This is a genomic window from [Acidovorax] ebreus TPSY (assembly GCF_000022305.1).
GTDB lineage: Bacteria > Pseudomonadota > Gammaproteobacteria > Burkholderiales > Burkholderiaceae_C > Diaphorobacter > Diaphorobacter nitroreducens.
Window position 1 is genome coordinate 3,309,707 of sequence record NC_011992.1, and the last position, 22,221, is coordinate 3,331,927.

The 22,221-nt window shown below is 69.3% G+C and carries 20 protein-coding genes; 18 read left to right on the forward strand and 2 right to left on the reverse strand.

Translation table 11 applies throughout. The annotated features are described in order from the left end of the window. Nucleotides 1-79 precede the first annotated feature (79 nt). Nucleotides 80-832 (reverse strand): flagellar basal body P-ring formation chaperone FlgA, encoded by a 753-nt coding sequence (flgA, locus tag DTPSY_RS15530; protein ID WP_011806913.1) that lies wholly within the window; start codon nucleotides 830-832, stop codon nucleotides 80-82. 225 nt (nucleotides 833-1,057) lie between these two features. Here flgA and flgB point away from each other — a divergent pair, with 225 nt between their 5' ends. The 15 genes from flgB to DTPSY_RS15605 all read left to right on the forward strand — a co-directional run bounded on the left by flgB (nucleotide 1,058) and on the right by DTPSY_RS15605 (nucleotide 17,599). Next, on the forward strand, nucleotides 1,058-1,474 hold the full coding sequence (gene flgB, locus DTPSY_RS15535) for a flagellar basal body rod protein FlgB (protein WP_015914364.1): 417 nt from the start codon (nucleotides 1,058-1,060) through the stop codon (nucleotides 1,472-1,474). A gap of 21 nt (nucleotides 1,475-1,495) precedes the next feature. Continuing rightward, complete coding sequence (gene flgC / locus DTPSY_RS15540) at nucleotides 1,496-1,900, forward strand: flagellar basal body rod protein FlgC (RefSeq protein ID WP_011806915.1); 405 nt, start codon at nucleotides 1,496-1,498, stop codon at nucleotides 1,898-1,900. 21 nt (nucleotides 1,901-1,921) lie between these two features. Further along, nucleotides 1,922-2,572, forward strand: a complete 651-nt coding sequence (locus DTPSY_RS15545) for a flagellar hook assembly protein FlgD (RefSeq protein WP_015914365.1) — start codon at nucleotides 1,922-1,924, stop codon at nucleotides 2,570-2,572. Nucleotides 2,573-2,600: 28 nt separating this feature from the next. Further along, nucleotides 2,601-4,196, forward strand: coding sequence for a flagellar hook protein FlgE (locus DTPSY_RS15550; RefSeq protein WP_015914366.1), 1,596 nt, complete (start codon nucleotides 2,601-2,603; stop codon nucleotides 4,194-4,196). Between the two features lie 26 nt (nucleotides 4,197-4,222). Continuing rightward, nucleotides 4,223-4,963: a flagellar basal body rod protein FlgF gene (locus DTPSY_RS15555; RefSeq protein ID WP_011806918.1), complete on the forward strand. Its 741-nt coding sequence runs from the start codon at nucleotides 4,223-4,225 to the stop codon at nucleotides 4,961-4,963. An 18-nt stretch (nucleotides 4,964-4,981) separates the two neighbouring features. Continuing rightward, complete coding sequence (gene flgG / locus DTPSY_RS15560) at nucleotides 4,982-5,764, forward strand: flagellar basal-body rod protein FlgG (RefSeq protein WP_011806919.1); 783 nt, start codon at nucleotides 4,982-4,984, stop codon at nucleotides 5,762-5,764. 23 nt (nucleotides 5,765-5,787) lie between these two features. Beyond that, complete coding sequence (locus DTPSY_RS15565) at nucleotides 5,788-6,504, forward strand: flagellar basal body L-ring protein FlgH (RefSeq protein ID WP_015914367.1); 717 nt, start codon at nucleotides 5,788-5,790, stop codon at nucleotides 6,502-6,504. After that, the gene (locus DTPSY_RS15570) at nucleotides 6,505-7,485 is read left to right on the forward strand and encodes a hypothetical protein (RefSeq protein ID WP_015914368.1); all 981 of its coding nucleotides are present in this window, start codon (nucleotides 6,505-6,507) and stop codon (nucleotides 7,483-7,485) included. Between the two features lie 177 nt (nucleotides 7,486-7,662). Further along, entirely contained in the window at nucleotides 7,663-8,787 is a 1,125-nt protein-coding gene (locus DTPSY_RS15575) for a flagellar basal body P-ring protein FlgI (protein WP_015914369.1), read from the forward strand. Nucleotides 8,788-8,869: 82 nt separating this feature from the next. Continuing rightward, the gene (gene flgJ, locus DTPSY_RS15580; RefSeq protein ID WP_015914370.1) at nucleotides 8,870-9,814 is read left to right on the forward strand and encodes a flagellar assembly peptidoglycan hydrolase FlgJ; all 945 of its coding nucleotides are present in this window, start codon (nucleotides 8,870-8,872) and stop codon (nucleotides 9,812-9,814) included. A gap of 26 nt (nucleotides 9,815-9,840) precedes the next feature. Beyond that, entirely contained in the window at nucleotides 9,841-11,859 is a 2,019-nt protein-coding gene (gene flgK / locus DTPSY_RS15585) for a flagellar hook-associated protein FlgK (RefSeq protein ID WP_015914371.1), read from the forward strand. Between the two features lie 11 nt (nucleotides 11,860-11,870). After that, nucleotides 11,871-13,133 (forward strand): flagellar hook-associated protein FlgL, encoded by a 1,263-nt coding sequence (gene flgL / locus DTPSY_RS15590; protein WP_015914372.1) that lies wholly within the window; start codon nucleotides 11,871-11,873, stop codon nucleotides 13,131-13,133. A gap of 88 nt (nucleotides 13,134-13,221) precedes the next feature. Then, nucleotides 13,222-14,463 carry an HDOD domain-containing protein gene (locus tag DTPSY_RS15595; RefSeq protein ID WP_015914373.1) on the forward strand — a complete coding sequence of 414 codons (1,242 nt, stop codon included), beginning with the start codon at nucleotides 13,222-13,224 and terminating at the stop codon, nucleotides 14,461-14,463. A gap of 70 nt (nucleotides 14,464-14,533) precedes the next feature. Continuing rightward, nucleotides 14,534-15,940: a sodium-dependent transporter gene (locus tag DTPSY_RS15600; protein WP_015914374.1), complete on the forward strand. Its 1,407-nt coding sequence runs from the start codon at nucleotides 14,534-14,536 to the stop codon at nucleotides 15,938-15,940. Between the two features lie 180 nt (nucleotides 15,941-16,120). Beyond that, nucleotides 16,121-17,599, forward strand: coding sequence for a nitronate monooxygenase (locus DTPSY_RS15605; protein WP_015914375.1), 1,479 nt, complete (start codon nucleotides 16,121-16,123; stop codon nucleotides 17,597-17,599). A gap of 49 nt (nucleotides 17,600-17,648) precedes the next feature. On the opposite strand, the gene DTPSY_RS15610 is transcribed toward DTPSY_RS15605, so the two are convergent. Continuing rightward, complete coding sequence (locus tag DTPSY_RS15610) at nucleotides 17,649-19,106, reverse strand: aminotransferase-like domain-containing protein (protein ID WP_015914376.1); 1,458 nt, start codon at nucleotides 19,104-19,106, stop codon at nucleotides 17,649-17,651. Between the two features lie 144 nt (nucleotides 19,107-19,250). Here DTPSY_RS15610 and DTPSY_RS15615 point away from each other — a divergent pair, with 144 nt between their 5' ends. The 3 genes from DTPSY_RS15615 (at nucleotide 19,251) to DTPSY_RS15625 (ending at nucleotide 22,207) form a co-directional block, all read left to right on the forward strand. Further along, the gene (locus DTPSY_RS15615; protein WP_015914377.1) at nucleotides 19,251-19,850 is read left to right on the forward strand and encodes a LysE family translocator; all 600 of its coding nucleotides are present in this window, start codon (nucleotides 19,251-19,253) and stop codon (nucleotides 19,848-19,850) included. 68 nt (nucleotides 19,851-19,918) lie between these two features. After that, a complete protein-coding gene (locus tag DTPSY_RS15620; RefSeq protein ID WP_015914378.1) occupies nucleotides 19,919-20,863 on the forward strand; it encodes a DMT family transporter in 945 nt (314 codons plus the stop codon). A 165-nt stretch (nucleotides 20,864-21,028) separates the two neighbouring features. Further along, nucleotides 21,029-22,207, forward strand: coding sequence for an aminotransferase-like domain-containing protein (locus tag DTPSY_RS15625; protein WP_187148582.1), 1,179 nt, complete (start codon nucleotides 21,029-21,031; stop codon nucleotides 22,205-22,207). Nucleotides 22,208-22,221: the final 14 nt, after the last annotated feature.

Here is a 22,221-nt window from a genome sequence, read left to right on the forward strand (position 1 = left end):
CCCCTGTGAGATGTGGGGCCAGTAGCCATGTTTTCGGCCGGCAGGGAGCAGACTTTAGCGCTTTGTGGTGCCTCGCGGCTCACAAAGTGGCTTCTATTGTCCCATCCTCAAGCACAGTACCCCCAATAATGCGCCCATTGGCCATGCGAACGCGCACACTCTGTCCTTGAGCGCCCGCGCTCATGGCCTGGCCCGAGGAGGTGACCGCATAACCCGGCCCCTGCACCACCACGCGCACCGCAGAGCCGGCCTTGAACAGGTCGGGGGCGCGCACCATGTTCTGGCGCAGCGCCTGGCCGGCGGACAGCGGACGGGTGGCGGTCTGCCCCACCCAGTCCTTGGGGTTGGCCACGATGGCCGCGGGTTCTGCGGCCCAGTCCACCTCGGCCTCGATGGCATCTTGCTCGCTCAGCACTGCGCCGGTGCCCACATTGCCGGCCAGCACCCAAGCGGGGCCGAAGGCCTTGACCGTGATGGGCAGGAACACGTTCCAGCGGGTGGGGCCGTCCACGCAGCGCAGGCCCAGGCGGGTGCGCCCCCACAGGCGGGCACCAGCGGGCAGATAGGGTTCCACGCGCGCGCAGGGCGCCAGGCGCAGGCGCGAATCCAGCGTGCCCACACTGACTTCCATGCGCAGCGGCAGCCCCCCGGCCTGCGCCTGGGCCAGCGCATCGTCCAGCCAGTGCTGGGTGATCGAGCCCAGCTCGGCGGTCTGATCGCCTCCCTGCTGGGCATGGGCGGGCAGCGCCAGGGCAGAGCCCAGCGCCAGCGCGCCGCCCATCAGGAAGCGAAGGCAGGCAAGGCGGGATGAGCGCAGGATAGGAAGCGGCATGACGGGACTCCAACGGGTCTGACGGCGGTCCGGCACAACGGGCCCCGGACGCCTTTTCACACCTGCCACTGTAGGCTGGCCACCGCATGCGCCAAGCGCGGAACAACGGGCCAATCCCATCGCTCTTCGCGCTTTAGAAAAACGGGGCGATTTCCATAATCGACGCACGCCACAAGCCCCCTGGGCCATGGCGGCCGAACCCCTTTTTTACACGCCGAGGCCCACATGCTCGACAAGATGACCAACCGCCTGGACTTTCACGGAAGCGCCTTGCTGCTGCGCTCGGAGCGCCAGCGTGCCATCGCGAGCAACATCGCCAACGCGGACACGCCCGGCTACGTGGCGCGCGACTTCAAGTTTGCCGATGCCATGCGTGCCGTGAACGAAGCTCACAACCCCAGCCCCCTGCGCAGCCAGAGCGTGAGCGACCCGCGCCACATCCCGCTGCCGGCAGCCGCTAGTGGCAGCTCGGACAGCACGCTGGGCTATGCCCTGCAGACCCAGCCGAGCCTGGACAACAACACCGTGGACATGGACCGCGAGCGCGCCGCGTTCGTGGACAACGCCGTGCGCTACGAGGCCACGCTGCGCTTCATCAACGGCCAGTCCAAGACCATGCTCAGCGCCATCCAGGGCCAGTAATCCCGAAAGAGAGCACCCGCCATGTCCATGTTCTCCATCTTCAACGTCTCGGGCAGCGCCATCAGCGCGCAGTCGCAGCGGCTGAACGTCGTGGCCAGCAACCTGGCCAACGTGGACGCCGTGGCCGGCCCCGACGGCCAGGCGTACAAGGCGCGCCAGGTGGTCTTCCAGACCGCGCCCATGGGGCCCGAGAGCGCCGCGGGCGTGCGCGTGTCGTCCATCCAGGAGAGCGACCAGCCCGGCCGCCGCGTGCACGACCCGGCCAACCCCATGGCCGACGCCGAGGGCTACGTGACCCACTCCAACGTGAACGCCGTGGAGGAGATGGTCAACATGATCTCTGCATCGCGTTCCTACCAGAACAACGTCGAGGTCATGAACACGGCCAAGACGCTGCTGCTCAAGACCCTGCAGATGGGCCAGTAAACCGCCCTCCGAAAGCACGCCATGATCCTCAACCCCATCGGCACCACCGCCACGACCAACACCGGCGCTTCGGCCAACGCGACCAACGACCCCGCGGCCATGCAAGACCGCTTCCTCAAGCTGCTGGTCGCGCAGTTGAACAACCAGGACCCGATGAACCCCCTGGACAACGCGCAGATGACCACGCAGATGGCGCAGATCAACACCGTCACCGGCATCCAGACGCTCAACCTCACCATGCAAACCATGGCCGAGGAGTTCTCGACCATGCAGCAGATCCAGGGCATCTCGCTCATCGGCCGCTCGGTGCTGACCGAGGGCGACCGCCTGAGCGTCAGCGACGGCAAGGGCAAGGGCTACTTCAACCTGGACAACACCGCCACCGACGTGCAGGTGGACATCGTCACGCCCGGCGGCGTGGTGGTGGACACCGTGGACCTCGGCGCACAGGACAAGGGCCGCCGCTCTTTCGAGTGGGACGCCGCCGGCTACAGCGGCAACGCCGCCGACCTGCGGTTCCGCGTGCGGGCCACGTCGGGCGAGACCGCGGTCACCGCGACGGGACTGTCCGAGGCGCAGGTGGTCGCCACGGGCTCCAACGCCGGTGCGCTGACGCTCACGCTGGACAACGGCGACATCGTCAACTACTTCCGCATTCACAGCGTGCTCTGAGAGCCGCGCTTTCCTCCAGGAGAACACCATGGGTTTCCAGCAAGGCCTCTCGGGCCTGAACGCGTCGGCCAAGAACCTCGACGTGATCGGCCACAACATCGCCAACTCCAACACCACGGGCTTCAAGGCCTCGCGCACCGAATTCGCGGCCATGATTGCCTCGGCCATCGGCGCGGCCAGCGGCACCAACTCCGGCATCGGCGTAGAGGTGTCGGCCATTGCGCAGCAGTTCAACCAGGGCAACCTCACCGTCACGGGCAACAGCCTGGACGTGGCCATCAACGGCAACGGCTTTTTCACGCTGCAGATGCCGGATGGCTCGCGTGCCTACACGCGCGCCGGCAACTTCAAGCTGGACAACGTGGGCAACGTGGTCACCAATGACGGCGCCCAGGTCATGGGCTACCCCATCGACCCCGTGACCGGCCTGCGCACCTCCAGCACCGCCGTGCCGCTGACCTTCCCCACCACGGCGCCCATCCCGGCCCGGCAGACCACGGCCATCAAGACGGCCTTCAACCTGGATGCCCGCACGCCCAACGCCAAGGGCGACCCGGGCGCCACCCCACCCGTGGCGGCTACGCCGCGCACGACCTACGGCACCTCGCTCAACGTGTACGACAGCCAGGGCGTGGCCACGCCGCTGTCCTTCTACTTCGAGAAGAACGGCGCGAACACCTGGGACATTTACAACCAGCTGGACGACCTGACCACCACGCCGCCGACGGTCCCGGCCATCACTGGCCGCCTGATTGCCGACAAGAACGGTGCCGTGGCCGCCACGCTGGAACCCGTGGCCACCTCGGTCGCCAATGCGGACCCGGCGTTGACGCAAAAGGACGATTTCCCCACGTCCTTCACCTACCGTTTCTACGGCCCGGACGACCAGGGCGTGTATGCCATCCGCGAGACCACGCTGAGCTTCACCAACCCCGAAGACGCCTGGGACTTCACCTATTCGGACGCGCCCACCAACAGCCTCGTGGCCTCCGCCCGCCTGAAGGACAACCTGGTGGACTACGCGGGCGGCACGTCGCCCGCGGGCGGCACCTTCGGGGTGGCCGACCTGACCGATGCGCCCGCGGCCGCCAAGCAGTCGTTCGAGCTGGCGCTCATGGTCAACCCCAGCCCGGCCAACCCCAACAGCCCCACGGCGCCGGGCAGCAACCCCGCGCCAGGCTCCTACCCTGTCACGCTGGACTTGAACAAGGTCACCCAGTTCGGCACCAAGTTCGCCGTCTCCGAACTCTCGCAGGACGGCTACACCTCGGGCGAGCTCACGGGCATCAATGTCGAGAACAACGGCATGATCATGACCCGCTACTCCAACGGCGTGACGCGTGCCGAGGGCCAGATCGCGCTGGCGAGCTTTCGCAACACGCAGGGCCTGGCGGCCGTGGGCGGCAACAACTGGGTGGAGACCTACGAATCGGGCCAGCCCGTGCTGGGTGCGCCCACGGATGGCAACTTCGGCGCGCTGCGCGCCGGCGCCCTGGAAGACTCCAACGTGGACCTGACGGCCGAGCTGGTCAACATGATGACCGCCCAGCGCGCCTACCAGGCCAACGCCCAGACCATCAAGACGCAGGATCAGGTGATGTCCACCCTCGTCAACCTGCGCTGATAACCCACTGACGCCGAGGCCACGCCATGGACCGCATCATCTACACCTCCATGACCGGCGCGAATGCCGCCGCGCACCGGCAGGCGGTGCTGGCCAACAACCTGGCCAACGCCTCCACCACCGGCTTTCGCGCCGAGATGTCCAACTTCCGCTCGGTGCCGCTGCAAGGCGGCGGCTCCACCACGCGCGTGTTCGCGCTGGAGGCCACCTCGGGCCATGTGGACACCCCCGGCCCCGCGCAGACCACAGGCCGTCCGCTGGACGCCATGGCCGTGGGCAATGCCTGGTTCGCCGTGCAGGGTCTGGACGGCGTGGAAACCTACACGCGCGCCGGGTCCTTTCAGGTCACTGCCGCCGGACAGCTGGTCACCAGCACCGGCATGGCCGTGCTCTCGGACGGCGGCGCACCCATCGACGTGCCCCCTAATGCCGAAGTGACGCTGGGCGCCGACGGCACCATCACCGCCCGCCTGGCGGGCGAAGTACCCCAGCCCGTGGCCCGCCTGAAACTGGCCACGCCCGCGGCGGACAACCCGCTCAAGCGCGGCGACGACGGGCTGTTCCGCACGGCCGGCGGCGACCCGCTGCCCGCCGACCCCAACGCGCGCCTGCGCTCGGGCGTGCTGGAGGGATCCAACGTGAACCCGGTGGAATGCATGGTCGGCATGATCGCCGCCGCCCGCCAGTTCGAACAACAAATGCGCCTGCTGCAGACCGCCGAGAGCGACGACAAGAGCGCAGGCCAGCTGCTGAGCCTCAACGGCTAACCCTGAAGGACTACCGCCATGATGAATTCGCTGTGGATCGCCAAGACCGGCATGACCGCCCAGCAGACCCAGCTGGACGTGATCTCGCACAACCTCGCCAACGTGTCCACCACGGGCTTCAAGCGCAACAACGCGGTGTTCGAGGACCTGATCTACCAAAACCTGCGCCAGGTCGGCAGCCAAACCACCGAGGAGAACCAGTTGCCCACGGGCCTGCACCTGGGCCTGGGCGTGAACGTGGTCGCCACCAGCCGCAACTTCACGCAGGGCAGCCTGCAGCAGTCGGGCAACAGCCTGGACGTGGCCATCGACGGCAACGGCTTCTTTGAGGTCCAGTTGCCCGACGGCACCACCGGCTACACGCGCGACGGCGCGTTCAAGCTCGACTCGCAGGGCCGCGTGGTCACCTCCAGCGGCCTGCCCGTGGCGCCCGGCATCACCGTGCCGGCGGACGCCAAGAGCATCAGCATCAGCGAGCGCGGCATGGTAAGCGTGACCGTGGCGGGCAACCCCAACCCCCAGCAGATCGGCCAGCTGGGCATGTCCAGCTTCATCAACTCCGCGGGCCTGGAGCCCGTGGGACAGAACCTGTACCGCGAGTCCGCCGCCTCCGGCGCGCCGCAGCAGGCCGAGCCGGGCACCAACGGCCTGGGCATCATCAAGCAGGGCTTCCTGGAGAACTCCAACGTCAACGTGGTGGAGGAACTGGTCACCATGATCCAGACCCAGCGCGCCTACGAAATGAATTCCAAGGCTATCCAGACGTCCGACCAGATGCTGGCCAAGCTGTCGCAGCTGTGAGCCGCATGACAAGGAACCCTGCCATGACCACCTCCCTCCTGCGCCTTCTGGCAGCGGCCACCGCTGCCGCGCTGGCCGCCGGCTGCGCCAGCATCAACCCGCCCCCGCCGGTGGACGTGCTGCCCACCACACCGCCCCCGATCGCCGCCCTGCCGCGCCCCGCCGGCCCGGCCTCGGGAAGCCTGTTCCATGCCGCCAGCTACCGGCCTGCTTTCGAGGATCAACGCGCGCGCCTGGTGGGCGACATGGTCACCATCGAGATCCTGGAGAGCATCGACGCCAAGCAGGACACCAAGTCCAACGTCAACCGCAACGGCGACACCAAGGGCAGCATCACGGCGCTGCCGCTGCTGGCCCCCTCCACGGTGGGCAAGCTGGCCGCGCGATCGGGCCTGGGCGCAGGCTACGAGAACACCTTCAACGGCAGCGGCAACACCGCCAGCAAGAACGAGTTCAAGAGCAACATCACCACCCTCGTCACCGAAGTGCTGCCCAACGGCCACCTGGTCATCACCGGCGAGAAGCAGGTGGGCGTGAACCGCAGCGTGGATGTGCTGCGCTTCTCGGGCATCGTCGACCCCCGCCACCTGCGCCGCGGCCAGCCCGGCCATCCGGGCAGCGTGATCGACTCGCGCTACGTGGCCAATGTGCGCGTGATCTCGCGCGGCCTGGGCGAGCAGGCCGAGGCCCAGGCCATGGGCTGGCTGGCGCGCGCGTTCAACACCATCAGCCCGTTCTAAATGACGCTGCAACGCTTGTGGGCAGGTGCCCTGCGCGCGGCCGCGCTGGTGGCGGCACTGGCCTGCGCGCCGGCGGGCGCGCAGGACTTCCGCGACCCGGTGGACCAGCCCTTCACCGTGTGGCCCAACATCCCGGTGATCCGCGCCTCCGACCTGGGGGACTACGGCCAGGACCGCCAGATCATTGCCGACCTGCATGCCGACAAGACCGACCCCGCCAAGGTGGCCGCCGCGCTGCAAGCGGTGGACGGCCTGCAGGCCCACCACGAGCGCGCGGCCCTGGCCGAGCTGGGGCGCAGCCTCAACGTACAGCTGATCGCCGAGCTGGACCGGCAAGCACGGCGCATCAACACGCGCAACCCCAAACTGCGCTTCGACTTCGCCGACATCACCCCCGAGCAGCTGCAGCGCCCCTCCGCACGGGACGACCTTCCCAGCCGCGTGGGCCGCATCACGCTGGCCGCCTACATCACCTACACGCGGCTGGACGGCGCGCTGGTGCAGGCCACGGCCACGCTGGTCAAGCTGCGCAGCGGTGCGTCGCAGAGCTTCACCGCCACGGCGCCCGCGCCGCTATTGGCCGAGGCGCTGGCGCGCGACCTGTTCGACTACTTCCAGGGCACGCGTTTCACGGCCCACCAGAACCCGCTGGGCAGCGCGCAGTGGCTCACGGCCGCGCCGGGCCATGCCGACCGGCTGGTGTCGCGCGATGCGGCCTTGCGCTACTGCCAGTCGCAGAACGCCGCCCTGCCCACGGCGGCAGAACTGGAAACCGCCGAGGCCGCGGGCTTCTACGGCGGCGGCGTGGCCCTGCAGCCGGCCGGCGTGTACCACGTGCAGGCGGGCCTGTACGACACGGCGCTTGCGCACGACGGCGCGGGCCGCGCGCGGCCCAACCACCTGGCCAGCGTGCCCAACGGCTACTACTACTGCATCCGCCATGCCGCAGCGCCCGCCAGGGCCGCGCGCACGCGCAAGTAAACTATTACTTTTATAGCTACTAGCGCTTGATGGTAAAGCGCTGGAGGCCAATTTTGCTATCAGCGCTGCGCCACCGGCAAGCCACGCCACACCCGCCGCCCCAGCGCCGATAAACGCCCCAAAAGCCCCCGCTTTTCCGCGCATTGCCCAAAGGCCCGGCTGCCCACAATCGGGGGCATGAAAGCCTTGCCCTACTCCCGCATCGTCCATTGCCTGGTGGCCCTGGCCACCGCCCTGGGCCTGGCCGCGCCCGCGCAGGCCGTGCGCCTGAAGGAAATCGCGGCCGTGCAGGGCGTGCGCAGCAACCAGTTGTCCGGCTACGGCCTGGTGGTGGGCCTGGACGGCACGGGCGACCGGTCCACGCAGATGCCGTTCACCGCGCAGGCCATGTCCAACTACCTGCAGCAGGCGGGCATCAGCCTGCCGCCGGGCACCACGGCGCCGCAGCTCAAGAACGTGGCCACGGTGGTGATCACGGCGCAACTGCCCGCCTTCGCCCAGCCGGGGCAGATGATCGACGTGGCGGTGTCCTCCATCGGCAACGCCAAGTCGCTCAAGGGCGGCACGCTGATCGCCACGCCGCTGCGCGGCGCGGACGGCGAGATCTACGCCCTGGCGCAGGGCAACGTGGTGGTGGGCGGGGCGGGCGCATCGGCCGGCGGCAGCAAGGTGCAGATCAACCACCTGAGCGCTGGACGCATCCCCGATGGCGCCCAGGTCGAGCGCGCCGTGCCCACGCCGCTGCACGACAGCGACACCATCACCCTGGGCCTGAATGCCTCGGACTTCCAGGCCGCGCGCAAGGTGGCGCTGGCCATCAACGCACGCTCGGGCCCGGATACCGCCGTGGCGCTGGACGGGCGCACCGTGCAGGTGCGCGCGCCGCAGGACCCCGGCGCGCGCGTCAACTTCATCGCCGAGCTGGAGGAGCTGCAACTGCCCGACTCCACGCCCGCGGCCAAGGTGGTCATCAACGCGCGCACCGGCTCCATCGTGCTCAACCAGGCGGTGACGCTGGGCCCCTGCGCCATCGCGCACGGCAACCTGTCCATCACCATCAGCACCACGCCAGTCATCAGCCAGCCCAGCCCGCTGTCGCGCGGCGTGACCGTGGTGGCGCAAAAGAGCGACATCGCCATCCAGCAGGACGGCGGCAAGGTGATGCAGGTGCCCGCCTCGCCGCAGCTGGCCGACGTGGTGCGCGCGCTCAACACGCTGGGCGCCACACCGCAGGACCTGCTGGCCATCCTGCAGGCCATCAAGGCCGCAGGCGCTCTCAACGCCGAGCTGGAGGTGATCTGATGCCGCTCCTGCGCGTCCTTCCCCGCGGCGGCGCCGCTTCCATTCAAGGCCCATGCCGCGTGCGGCGCGACGGGAGGTGGACATGAGCCTTTCGCTCCCCAATGCAGGCGCAACGTCCGTACGCCAGGCGCTGGCCGTGGACGGCCGCGCACTCAACAGCCTCAAGGCGCAAGCCAGCCAGGGCGACGCCCAGGCCACCAAGGACGCCACGCTGGAGGCGGCCAAACAGCTCGAATCCCTGTTCATGCGCGAGCTCATCAAGAGCATGCGCGAGGCCACGATGAAGTCCGGCCTGCTGGAGGGCGCCGAGGGCAACCTGGCCAGCGACCTGTTCGACCAGCAGCTGTCGGTGCAGATGGCGGGTCAGCCCGGTGGGCTGGCCGAGGCCATCCAGCGCCAGCTCTCGCGCCAGTTGGGCGGCGACGGCCAGACCACGCTGGTGCCGGGCTCCACGCTGAGCATGGACGTCGCGCTGCGCAAGGCCGCGCCTGCCGACAATCCGCGCGCGGCGTCGCCCAAGGGCCGTGACGACTTCGTACAGCACCACCGCGCGGCGGCCGAGCGCGTGGCGCGCAGCAGCGGCATTCCCGCCAGCTTCATGCTGGGCCAGGCCGGGCACGAGACGGGCTGGGGCAAGGGCGAGATCCGCCACAAGGACGGCAGCAACTCCTTCAACCTGTTCGGCATCAAGGCCGGCAAGGGCTGGACCGGGAAGGTGGCCGAGGTGACCACCACCGAATACATCAACGGCGCGCCGCGCAAGGTGGTCGCCAAGTTCCGCGCCTACGACTCGTTCGAGGAGTCGTTCCGCGACTACGCACGCCTGATCAACGACAACCCGCGCTACGAAAAGGCGCGCGAGAAGACCCATTCCGCCGTCGCCTACGCCACGGAGCTGCAGAAGGCCGGCTACGCCACCGATCCGCAATACGCCGCCAAGCTCAGCCGCGCCATCCAGAGCACGCTGGGCGTGGCGCGCACCCCCAGCGCGCCCGTGCTGGCCCAGGCATCCGGCACGCAGGCCTGAACCCATAAGAACCAACGCACTGAACCATGAGTCTTCTGAACGTCGGCGCCCGCGCCCTCCTCGCCAACCAGGTCGCCTTGCAGACCACCGGGCACAACATCGCCAACGTCAGCACGGCCGGATATTCGCGCCAGAACGTGGCAATGGAGACCGTGCAGGGCCAGTTCACCGGCTCAGGCTACATCGGCAACGGCGTGCAGGTGGCGACCATCCTGCGCAATCACAACGAGCTGCTCACGCGCCAGGCCGCGGCCGCACAGGCGGTGCAGGCGGGCGACACCGTGCGCGCCGAGCGCCTCGGCCAGTTGCAGGACGTGTTCCAGGGGGGCACCAGCGGCCTGGGCGCCGCCATCACCGACATGCTGAACTCGCTGGCCGACGTGGTGTCCTCGCCGACCGACATCACGGCGCGCACCGTCACGCTCACGCGCATGGACGAGATGGCCGCGCGCATGCGCAGCAGCGCGGAGCAGTTGCAGGAGATCGCATACTCGGTCAACGAGCAGCTGCAGAACGACGCCACGCGCGTCAACTCGCTGGCCAAGAGCATCGCGGACGTGAACGAGCAGATCGCCCGCGTGAAGGGCAACGGCCAGACTCCCAACGACCTGCTGGACAAGCGCGACCAGCTAATCCGGGAACTCAACCAGTTCATCCAGACCACGCAGATCCCGGCCGACGACGGCACGGTGGGCGTGTTCATCGGCGGCAGCCAGGCGCTGGTGCTGGGCGGCAAGGCCAGCGAGGTACTCATCGCCGAATCGCAGCAATTCCCGGGCAGCCAGCTCACGCAGCTATTCTTCAAGCCCGCGGGCGGTTCGCCCGTGGAGCTGAACGAGGGCATGCTGGGCGGTGGCGAAGTGGCCGGCCTGCTGCGTTTTGCCAACCAGGACCTGGCCGAGGGGCGCAACCTGCTGGGGCGCATGGCGCTGGCCATCGGCCGGACGATGAACTACCAACAGGGCATGGGCCTGACACTTGACGGACAGGCCGGCAAGCCACTGTTCTCCGAACCCGATAAGGCGCCGGGCTATACCAGCGGAACGGCACAAGGATTCATCGATTTTCAAACGCCTTTGGGCACCTCCGAGTTCGCCGCATCGGACTACGAGGTGCGGTTTACGGGGGGACCCACTCCCACTGGCGAGGTTCCAGGGCAAATCATTCGGCTATCCGACGGCAAGACCATCAACGTAGCGAATCTGATGGCCTCAGCGGGTACACAAATGGACGGGCTAACCTTCAAGTTCAGCACCGCGGGCGCCGTCAACGAGCGCGTGCTATTCAAGCCCTTTGCCAGCGCCGCGGCCAACATACAGGCACTGGTGTACTCGCCGCGCGAGCTGGCCGCGGCAAACCCCATCAGTTCGGCCATGGGCACCTCCAACGCGGGCTCGCTGCAACTGGCGGAACTGAAGGCCACTGGCCAGCATTGGGATGCGACTGCAGGCAAGGTGGTTGCCACTGGCGTGCTCAATCTCCCACCCGCTGGAGGGGTGCAGCTCACGTACCGCGACGGGCCACCCTCAGGATTTGTCATCACGGGTACCAATGATCAGCCGCTGAACCTTCCTCCGCCAGCACCCTACACCCCGGGTACGACCGTCGTTCCCTATGTGCCAGGAGAGCCGATTCGGATCGACGGCTGGTCCATCACTCTGCAGGGCACCCCCAAGGACGGGGACACGGTAACCGTTGGGGATGCCAAGCTCAGTGGCGACTGGTACACCCGCAACGCCGGCAACGCATCGGCCCTCATGGCGCTGCGCGACGTGAAGATGTTCGACGAGTCCACGCTGTCCGACGGCTACGCCGGGCTGATGGCCCAGGTGGGCACGCGCACGCAGAGCGCCCAGTACGCGGCCAAGCTCTCGGACTCCATCGCCAGCAATCTGGAAGCCAGCCGCACGGCCGTCTCCGGTGTGAACCTGGACGAGGAGGCCGCGCGGCTCATCCAATACCAGCAGGCCTACCAGGCATCCGCCAAGATGCTGCAGATTGCGCAGAACATTTTCGACAACCTGATCCAGACCATGGGCCGCTGAAAGGAACCGCCATGAGCAGCTCTTTCTATCGCGTCAGCACCGCCAACATGTACGACGCCACGCTGCGCAACCTCAGCGCGCGGCAGAAATCCCTGGTGGACCTGCAGGAGAACCTCACCGCGGGCAAGCGCGTGGTGCGTCCCAGCGACGACCCCGTGGCCGCCGCCCAGGCCGAGCGCGCGCTCACGCGCATCAGCCGCATCCAGACCGAGCAACGCGCGCTGGACGTGCAGCGCAACGCCATCGCACAGGCCGAATCCACCCTGGGCGACGCCGTGGGCCTGGTGCAGGAGATTCGCCAGCTGGTCGTGGCCGCCGGTGGCGGCGCGCTCAAGCCCGAGGACCGCAAGACCTACGCCAACCAGATCCAGAGCCTGCGCGAGCAGCTCACGCAGGTGATCAACCGCAAGGACACCAACGGTGTGCCGCTGCTGGGCGCGCTGGGCAGTGCGCTGGAGCCCTTCACCGGCCCGCTACTGAGCAACCCCGACTACCTGTTCGCCGGGCTGCCCGGGCAGGCGGCCAGCGGCGGCACGTCGATTCCCACCACCGTGGACGGGCATGCGGCGCTGATGTTCGACCCGGTGCGCGACGGCGTGTACACCGCCACCGTCACGCGCGGCGCAGGCAGTTCCCTGGTGACGAGCGCCATCACGACCTCCAACCGCGAGGCACTGGACGGCGCGCAGTATGCGCTGGCCGTGAACACCGTCACGGTGGACCCGGTAGCGGGCACCACCGTCGTCGACTACAAGTTGACCAAGACCGCCAAGGACGGCACGGTGACCACCTCGAACGTGACCACCGCGCCCGTCAAGACCGGCCAGCCCATTCCCATCACCATCAACGAAGGCCCGGACACGGTCATGTCGTTCAGCCTGACGGGCACGCCCGCGGCGGGCGACAGCGTTTCCCTGCAGCCCAGCTCCAGCCTGATGGGCACCATCGACAGCGCGATCCGCGGGATCACCGACGCCACCGACAGCGTGGCCGCGTCCCAGGCCGTCGGCCAGGCCCTGGCCAACATCGACGCCGGCATGGAACGCCTGCACAACATGCGCGGCTATGCGGGCGAGCTGCTCAACCGCGCCGACCGCATCACCGGCGACCAGGACAAGCGCTCGATCCAGCTCGAAGCCGACCGCTCGCGCGCGGAGGACCTCGACATGGTGCAGGGTATCTCGGACTTCCAGAACGCCAGCGTGGGCTACGAGGCCGCCCTCAAGTCCTACGCGCAGGTGCAGCGCCTGTCGCTCTTCAATTTCATCAGCTGACGCCGCGCACGCAGGGTTTCGCCACGTGCGCGCCCGCGCGACTGGCGTGACAATGGCCGGCATCCCGCTCTGACCACACTTCTACCCCATGGTCCAATCCGTTCTTGGCAGCCTGGTGCTGGGCTACCGGCCCCTCTGGAATGCCGCGCGCCGGCTGGCCGGCATCCAGCTGTACGTTCACAGCGAGGGCGCCACCCTGGTGGATGCGCCGCACCTGCTGCGCACCATCCAGGAACTGTGGACCTCCAGCTCGCCGCCGCTGCTGCTGTCCGCTCGCTCGCAGCAGCTGCTGGTGGACCTGTTGGAGCACGCCCCTCGCGGCGCGCCCTGGATCGAAGTGCCCCAGGCCTGGCTGGACGTGCCCGCGATCCGCGAGCGCGCGCGCCAGGCCCACGCCCGCGGCCTGCGCCTGGTGTGGCGCGGCGAGCTGGACCACCTGCCCGACGCCGACACCGCGCGGATGTTCGACAACAGCCTGCTGCACCTGTCCAGCAGCGACGCCGTGCAGGCCCTGCAGGCCGCCGCTGCGGGGCGCAGCGATGCCAGCCCCCGTGCCGCCGGCCAGCGCAGTCCGCTGATCGCCGGGCAGATGTATGACAACGTGGCCAGCCGCGCGCTGCTCACGCACTGCCTGGACGAAGGCGGCGCGCTGGCCGTGGCCGGCTGGCCCGTGGAGGACGTGCTCTACAGCCTGCGCCATCGCCAGCCCCAGCCCGCGCACGAGGTGGTGCTCAAGCTCATGAAGGCCATCGACGACGAGCAGTCCATCGACCGCTTCGAGCAGATCCTGGGCGAGGATCCGCTGCTGGCCTACCGCTTCATGGTCTACACCAACTCCGCTGCGCTCGGCCTGTCCACCGGCGTGGATTCGCTGCGCCGCGGTCTGGTGATGATGGGCTACGGCTCGCTGGGGCGCTGGCTGGCCGACCAGTTGCCGCACGCTGCCACCGAACCCGATCTGCGCCCCATCCGCGCCAGCATGGTGCTGCGCGCGCGCCTGACCGAGCACCTGCTGGACGCTGGCGTGGGCAAAGACCTGCGCCGCGAGGTGTACCTGAGCGGCCTGTTCTCGCAGTTGGACGAGGTGCTGCGCGAGCCTCTGGGCACCATCCTGCGCCGCGTGCCGCTGTCCGAGCGGGTGTACGACGCCGCGGTGCTGCGCACCGGCCCCTACGCCCCCAGCCTGGAGATGGCCTGCGCGCTGGAGAGCGACGACGCGGGCGCCATCCGCCAGCTGTGCGAGACGCATGAGCTGGAGCTGGAATACGTCAACCGCGCGCTGCTGCGCGTGCTGTCCGAGCTGGTGGTGGAGCGCCCGCACGCGCACTGATGGCGACTCACGGCCCGTGGTGTTTTTGGGCCGTAGCGCACAATCCAGGCGCGCAGACCACTATCAAATCATGAGCAAATCCGGCCCTTCAAGCACCGACGCCTCCCGCACCCACGCAACCACCAGCCGCGGCGCCTTCTCCTCCAGCCTGGGCGTGCTCGCCGCCACGCTGGGTTCCGCCGTCGGGCTGGGCAACATCTGGAAGTTCCCCTCGCTCACCGGGGCCAACGGTGGCGCGGGCTTTCTGCTGATCTACCTGCTCTCGACGCTGTTCATCGGCCTGCCGCTCATGGTGGCCGAGATCGCCATCGGCCGCCAGGCGCGCGCCAATCCCATCTCTGCGCTGCGCCAGTTGCAGCCCCGCGGCGCGCCGTGGTGGCTGATCGGCGTGGCAGGCATGGCGGCGGCGTTCCTGATCATGGCGTTCTATTCCGAGGTCGTCGCCTGGGTGTTTGCCTACGTGGCCAAGGCCCTTTCGGGCAACCTGCTGTCCAGCGACCCGGTGCAGACGCAGGCCAGCTTCGACGCCCTGGTGCGGGACCCGGTGCAGGCGCTGCTGTGGCAGTGGGTGGTGCTGGCCTTCATCGGCGGCATCCTGCTGCTGGGCGTCACCCGCGGCATCGAGGCGGCCACCAAACGCCTGATGCCGCTGCTGTTCCTGCTGCTGGTGCTGCTGGGCGGCTACAGCCTGACGCTGCCCGGCGCCGGCCAGGCGCTGTCGTTCCTGTTCGCGCCCGAGTGGCACAAGATCACGCCCGCGGTGGTGCTGACCGCCATGGGCCTGGCGTTCTTCAAGCTGTCCATCGGCATGGGCACGATGATGACCTACGGCAGCTACTTCACCGCCGAGCAGAACATCCCGGCCACCGCCACGCGCGTGATGCTGGCCGACCTGTCGGTGTCGCTGCTAGCGGGCATGGCGATCTTCCCCGCGGTGTTCAGCTTCGGCTTCCAGCCGTCGGCGGGGCCATCCCTGGTGTTCATCACGATCCCCGCGGTGTTCGCACAGATGCCGGGTGGCTCGGTGCTGCTGGCGGCGTTCTTCCTCCTCACCGCTATCGCCGCGACCGGCGCCATGCTCTCCCTGATGGAGGTACCGGTCGTCATCCTGCACGAGCGCTGGGGCCTGAGCCGGCCCCGGGCCACGCTGCTCACGCTGCTGATCCTGGGGCTGCTGGGCGCGGGCTGCGCCCTGAGCCAGAGCACGCTGGCCGCCTTCCAGCCGGGCGGGCGCACCCTGTTCGACTGGGCGGACTACCTCTCGTCCAACCTGCTGCTGCCCGCGGGGGGCATCGCCATCGCCCTCTTCGTCGGCTGGGCCTGGGGCGAGCGCGCATTCGCGGCGCAACTCTCCAACCACGGGCAGTTGGGCAACCAGGGGCTGGCCCGCGTCGTGAGCCTGCTGCTGCGCTGGGTCACGCCGGTGCTGATCCTGCTGGTCATGCTCGCGGGGCTGGGGGTGTTCTCCGGCACGTGACGGCGCGGCACCCCGGCGTTTTGAGCAAAAACACCGCGCAACCCTTTCCTGGCCAGCGCAAGCAGCTAGTTTTTTCATAGCGCACTCCATCCATGGCGCCGGCATGGCCTTTGCGCCGTGCGTGGCGCAGGACGCATGATGGCCGGCTCTTCCATAGCCGCCAGCCCACAGGAGAACTCCATGCACGACGCCCCGCCCGCCACCCCCCTGTGCCGCCTGCTGGGCTGCCGCCTGCCGCTGATGGTCGCGGGCATGGGCGGCGTGTCGCGCAGCGAACTGGTGGCTGCGGTGACCGAGGCCGGGGGGTTCGGCTTCCTGGGCATGGTGCGCGAGCCGCTGGCGCTGATCGAGCGCGAGGTGGCGCAGGTGCGCCAGCGCACGGCCTTGCCCTTCGGCGTGAACCTGATCCCCGCGGCCACGCCCGCGCCCCTGCTGCGCGCGCAGGTGGACCTGCTGATCGCGCTGCAGGTGCCCGTGGTCAGCCTGTTCTGGGACGTGGATGCCGGCGTGATCGCGCGGCTGCGCGCAGCGGGCATCACCGTGGTGCACCAGATCGGCTCCGCCGCCGAGGCGCTGCAGGCGCAGGAGGCCGGCGCGCAGGCGCTCATCGCGCAGGGCGTGGAGGCCGGCGGCCATGTGCGCGGGCGCCAGCCGCTGGCCGAGCTGTTGTCCGAGGTACTGGCGATGGCCAGCGTCCCCGTGGCCGCCGCGGGCGGCCTGGCCGATGGGCAGGGCGTGGCGCGCGTACTGGCCCAGGGCGCGCAGGCCGCGGTGCTGGGGACCGCCTTGATGGCCACGCATGAGTCCTTCGCCCACGACGCGCACAAGCAGCGGCTGGTGGGCGCGCAGGCCGGCGACACCGTGCTGACCGAGGACTTCCACATCAACTGGCCGCCCCACGCCGCGGTGCGTGTGCTGGCCAACAGCGTCACGCGGCGCGAGCGCGGCGACCCGTTCGCCGCCACAGGCGACATCCCACGCACGGTGATCGGCGACGAGGAAGGCCGGCCCATCTACCTGTTCAGCACCGACTCGCCGCTGCGCTCCATGACCGGCGACTTCGAGGCCATGGCGCTGTACGCCGGCCAGGGTGTGGGGCGCATCACGGCCATCGAACCCGCGGGCGACCGGCTGCGCCGCATCGCCGCGGAGGCCACCGCACACCTGCGGCTGCTGAACGACACGCCCGTGGCCTTGGCGTCGCCCGTGTGCTACGCGGGGGATGCGGAGCGCGAGCGCCACGCCCCACTCATCGCGCGGCTGGACGAGCTGCTGGAGGCCGAGCGCGCCGGCGCGCGCGTGGCGCTGCGCAGCCGCACCGAAACCGAGGACGAAGCGCTGCGCGCGCTGATCGACGCCATCCACCGCGACGAAGTGAAGTGGTGCGGCATGCTGATGCGCACCATCCGCACGCTGGAGGGCACGCCCGGCAGCCGCACGGGCGACTTCTACGACAAGGCCATGGCCGTGCCCGACCTGCGCGAGCGCCTGGCCTTCCTCAACCGCGGCCAGGGCTGGGTGGCCAAGAAGCTGCGTGAACTGCTGCCGCTGGTGGACGATGCGGGCATCCGCGCCGGGCTGCAGGAGATGCTGCAGGCACACGTGGACAACCTGGACAAGGTGAACACCGCCTTGGGGCTCACGCCGCCGCGGCGTTGACGCCAACGCTACGCAAAAAAGAGCTGCTTGCGCTTGTCCATCAAGCGCTTCAGCCCGATTGGACCACTCTCTTCCACGTACGCCAGAACGCCGGGTCCTGCGTGGTGCAGAAGTTGATGCGCATCAGCGTGCAGGGGCGGCGCGTGGCGTGGAACAGCGCGCCGGGCGCGATGAGGTAGCCCTCGTCCAGCATGCGCTGGGCCAGCATGTCGGTGTCCACGCCGGTTTCCACCCAGCCGAACATGCCCGCGGGCTCGGCGGCAAAGCTGCAGCCCGCCTCCAGCGCCAGTTGCACGCTGCGCGCGCGGGCCTGCGCCAGGCGCAGCCGCATGCGGTCGGCATGGCGGCGCAGCTGGCCCTGCTCGATGCACAGCGCGAGGGCCTTTTCCAGCAGCGAGGGCGTGGTCAGCGTGGACAGCAGCTTGGTGTCCAGCAGCCGCTCCACCAGGTCGGGCGGCGCGGCCAGGTAGCCCACGCGCCAGTTGGGCGCCAAGATCTTGGCGAAGCCGCTCACGTAGATGGTGCGGCGCAGCCCGTCCAACGCCGTCAGGCGCGTGGCGTGGTCGGCGGCGATGTGGCCGTAGGTGTCGTCCTCGACCACGTGGAAGTTGTGCTGCTGCGCCAGCTGCAGCACCTGGTGCGCGCTGCCCGGCGACAGGCTGTAGCCCGTGGGGTTGTGCAGCACGCTCACGCTCACGAACAGCTTGGGCGCATGCAGCTCGCAGTAGCGCGCCATGACGGCGAGGTCCGGCCCCTCGGGGCCGCGCGGCACGGGCAGCACGCGCATTCCCAGCGCGTCCAGGCGCGCGAACTCCACCGACCAGCCGGGCTCCTCCACCATCACCGGGTCGCCCGCCTTGAGCAGCGTGCGGCTCACGATGTCCAGCGCCTGCGTGGCGCCCACGGTGGTCATGATCTGATCGGGCTGGGCGTGGATGTTGATGTCGGCCATGCGCCGCGCCAGCGCCTCGCGCAGCGCGGGCTCGCCCATGGGCTCGCCGTAGCTCAGCGAGCCGTCGCGCAGCGCGCTGCTGCCGGTGATCTTGCGCACCGCGGCGCCCATGAAGCGCGCCTCATCCAGCCAGCCGATGGGCAGCACGCCCGCACCGGGCTGGGGCTTGCTCGACGCCTGGTGGAACATGCCGCGGATCAGCGCCGTGGCGTTGATGTGCGAGCCCGACAGGCGCATGCCGACACCGGTCAGCGGCGACACATTTTTTGCTCCTTTTGTAGGAGCTGTCAGCGCTTGCCCCTCGGGCATCGGAGCCTGTTTTTGCACAAAATCGCGCACGAAGAAGCCACGCTGGCGCCGGGCCTCCACCAGCCCCTGGGCCAGTAGCTTGTCGTAGGCTGCCACCACGGTGTAGGGGCTCACGCCCTGCTGGCGCGCGCATTCGCGCACCGACGGCAGGCGGGCCCCCGCGGGCAGCAGCCGCGCGCGGATGCGCTCGGCAAAGCGCTCGGCGAGCTGTTCGGTCAGGGTGCGGTCGGGGGTGCGGGTCAGCATGGAGGCGTTTCCTGAGCCGGCACTGTGCCAATGCAATTGCCGATACAGTGCATGAAATTGTGGGGTTTGACTGTATTGGTACTGTAATGGACTTTGCCCCTACAGTGCATCGCATCACTTCATTCCCAACGATGGACCCCACCCATGCCCCTGGTTGAATTCACCGCCCTGCTGGTGCTGGCCACCGCCATGAGCTTTACCCCCGGGCCCAACACCACCCTGTCCACCGCGCTGGCCGCCAACCGCGGCCTGCCCGCCGCCATGCGCTTCGTGGTGGCGGTGCCCGTGGGCTGGAGCCTGCTGCTGGTGCTGTGCGCCGCCGGGCTGGGTGCGGTGGTGGTGGCGGTGCCGGCGCTGCGCTGGGCCATCAAGGCCCTGGGCATCGGCTACCTGCTGTGGCTCGCGTTCAAGCTGTCGAACACGGGCCGCCTGTCCGAGGCCGATGCGGCACGCCTGTCGGTGGGCTTCTGGCAGGGCGTGGCGCTGCAGTTCGTGAACATCAAGGCCTGGCTGCTCGCGCTGACCATCGTGGCCGGCTGGGTCATCGGGCGCGACGACAGCCTGCAGCGCATGGCCGTGGTGCTGCCGGCAATGGCCTTCTTCGCACTGACCAGCAACTTCACCTATGCGGCCACCGGCGCGCTGCTGCGCCACTGGCTGGCCCACGGGCAGCGCCTGCTGTGGTTCAACCGCACCATGGCGGTGGTGCTGCTGGCCACGGCGCTGTGGATGGTGGCCGCATGAGACCGGCGCATCCTCATTGGTCGAAAGGCCGCGGAGCAGGCCAAGCCAGCGGACGCCGTGGAGCTGGCTTGGCCAGGCCACCGGCGGCGTCCCCCTGGAGGGGGAAGGCGCGAAGCGACTCAGGGGGTGATTCGGAATCACGCGGCCTGCTGCTGGGCTTGCTGGGCGTGGCGATCTTCGCGCTCACCCTGCCCATGACGCGCCTGGCCGTCGGCACGCCCGAGGCACCGCTGATGTCCGGCCTGTTCCTGGCCATGGGCCGCGCGGCAGTGGCCGGGCTGCTGTCGGCCGCGCTGCTGCTGTGGCAGCGCGCGCCATTGCCGCGGCGCGGCGACTGGTGGCCGCTGGCCGTGACGGCGCTGGGCGTGGTGTTCGGCTTTCCGCTGCTCACCTCCATCGCCATGCGCTACGTGGGCGCCGTGCACGCGGCCGTGATCATCGGCCTGCTGCCGCTGGCGACCGCCACCGCGGGCGCGCTGCTGCACCGCCAGCGACCGTCTGCCGCGTTCTGGGCCTGCGCGCTGCTGGGCTCGGCGCTGGTGGTGGTGTTCGCGGTGCTGCGCTCGGGCCAGCAGGGCCTGTCGCTGCATCCGGCCGATCTACTGCTGATGGCCGCCGTGGCCTGCGCCGCAGTGGGCTACGCCTGGGGCGGGCGACTGGCGCAGCACATGCGCGCCGATGCGGTGATCTGCTGGGCCCTGGTGCTGTCGCTGCCCGTATCGCTGCCGCTGGCCTGGCTGGCATGGCCGCAGGCGGCGGTGCCTGCCGCGGCCTGGGGCGGTTTTGCCTACGTGGCGGTATTTTCGATGTGGCTGGGCTTCTTCGCCTGGTACCGCGGCCTGGCTCTGGGCGGCACGGTGCGGGTGAGCCAGGTGCAACTGGCCCAGCCGTTCATGAGCATGCTGTTTGCCGTGCCGCTGCTGGGCGAGTCGCTGGACGCGGTGAGCGTGGCGTTTGGCCTAGCGGTGCTGGCCACCGTGGCCCTGGGGCGGCGCATGCCGGTGCGCCGGTGAACCGCCGCCCCGTGAAAACCCTGGACCCGGCGCCGCGCCCCTCGGGCGGTGCGCCGTTGCCGTATGCTGCGCGCGCTGCCCCACCCGCAGGGCCGCACACCGCCGCACAACGGCATTTCTGAGTGGATAGACGGCGCGCAGCAGCGCGCCATTGGAGATAAACGAATGACGAACTGGACCCTGGCCGCACGCGCCGAAAAGATGAACCCCTCGGTGATCCGGGAAATCCTGAAGGTGACCGAGAAGCCCGGCATCATCAGCCTGGCCGGCGGGCTGCCCTCGCCCAAGACCTTCCCGATCGAGTCCTTCGCCGCCGCGGCCGCGTCCGTGCTGGCCACCGACGGCGCATCGGCGCTGCAGTACGCGGCCAGTGAGGGCTATACCCCGCTGCGCGAGGCCATTGCCGCATTCCTGCCCTGGGACGTGCACCCCGACCAAGTGCTGATCACCACCGGATCGCAGCAGGCGCTGGACCTGATCGGCAAGGTGCTCATCGACACGGGCAGCCGCGTGCTGGTGGAAACGCCCACCTACCTGGGCGCGCTGCAGGCCTTCGCGCCCATGGAACCCCAGGTGGTGTCGGTGGCCAGCGACAGCGAGGGCGTGCTGATCGACGACCTGGCGGCCAAGGCCGGCAGCGGCGCGCACAAGGCGCGCTTCCTGTACGTGCTGCCCAACTTCCAGAACCCCACGGGCCGCACCATGAGCGAAGCCCGCCGCGAGGCCCTGGTGGCCCAGGCCGCCGCGCTGAACCTGCCGCTGGTGGAAGACAACCCCTATGGCGACCTGTGGTTTGACCAGGCGCCCCCCAAACCCCTGACGGCGCGCAACCCCGAGGGCTGCATCTACATGGGTTCGTTCTCCAAGGTGCTGGCCCCCGGCCTGCGCCTGGGCTACGTCGTCGCGCCGCGCCAGATGTACCCCAAGCTGCTGCAGGCCAAGCAGGCGGCCGACCTGCACACGCCCAGCTTCAACCAGCGCCTGGTGTCCGAGGTCATCAAGAACGGCTTCCTGGACCGCCACGTGCCCACCATCCGCCAGCTCTACAAGGAGCAGTGCCAGGCCATGGTGGCCGCGCTGGAGCAGGAGATGCAGGGCCTGGGCGTGACCTGGAACCGCCCCGACGGCGGCATGTTCCTGTGGCTGCGCCTGCCCGAAGGCATGAGCGCGCTGCAACTGCTGCCGCGCGCGGTGGAGCGCAACGTGGCCTTCGTGCCCGGCGCGGCCTTCTACGCCGACCAGCCGGACGACCGCACGCTGCGCCTGTCCTTCGTCACGGCGTCGCAGGGCCAGATCCGCACCGCGATTGCCGCGCTGGCCGCCGCCATCCGCGAAGCGGCCTGACGCCCTTCAAACCC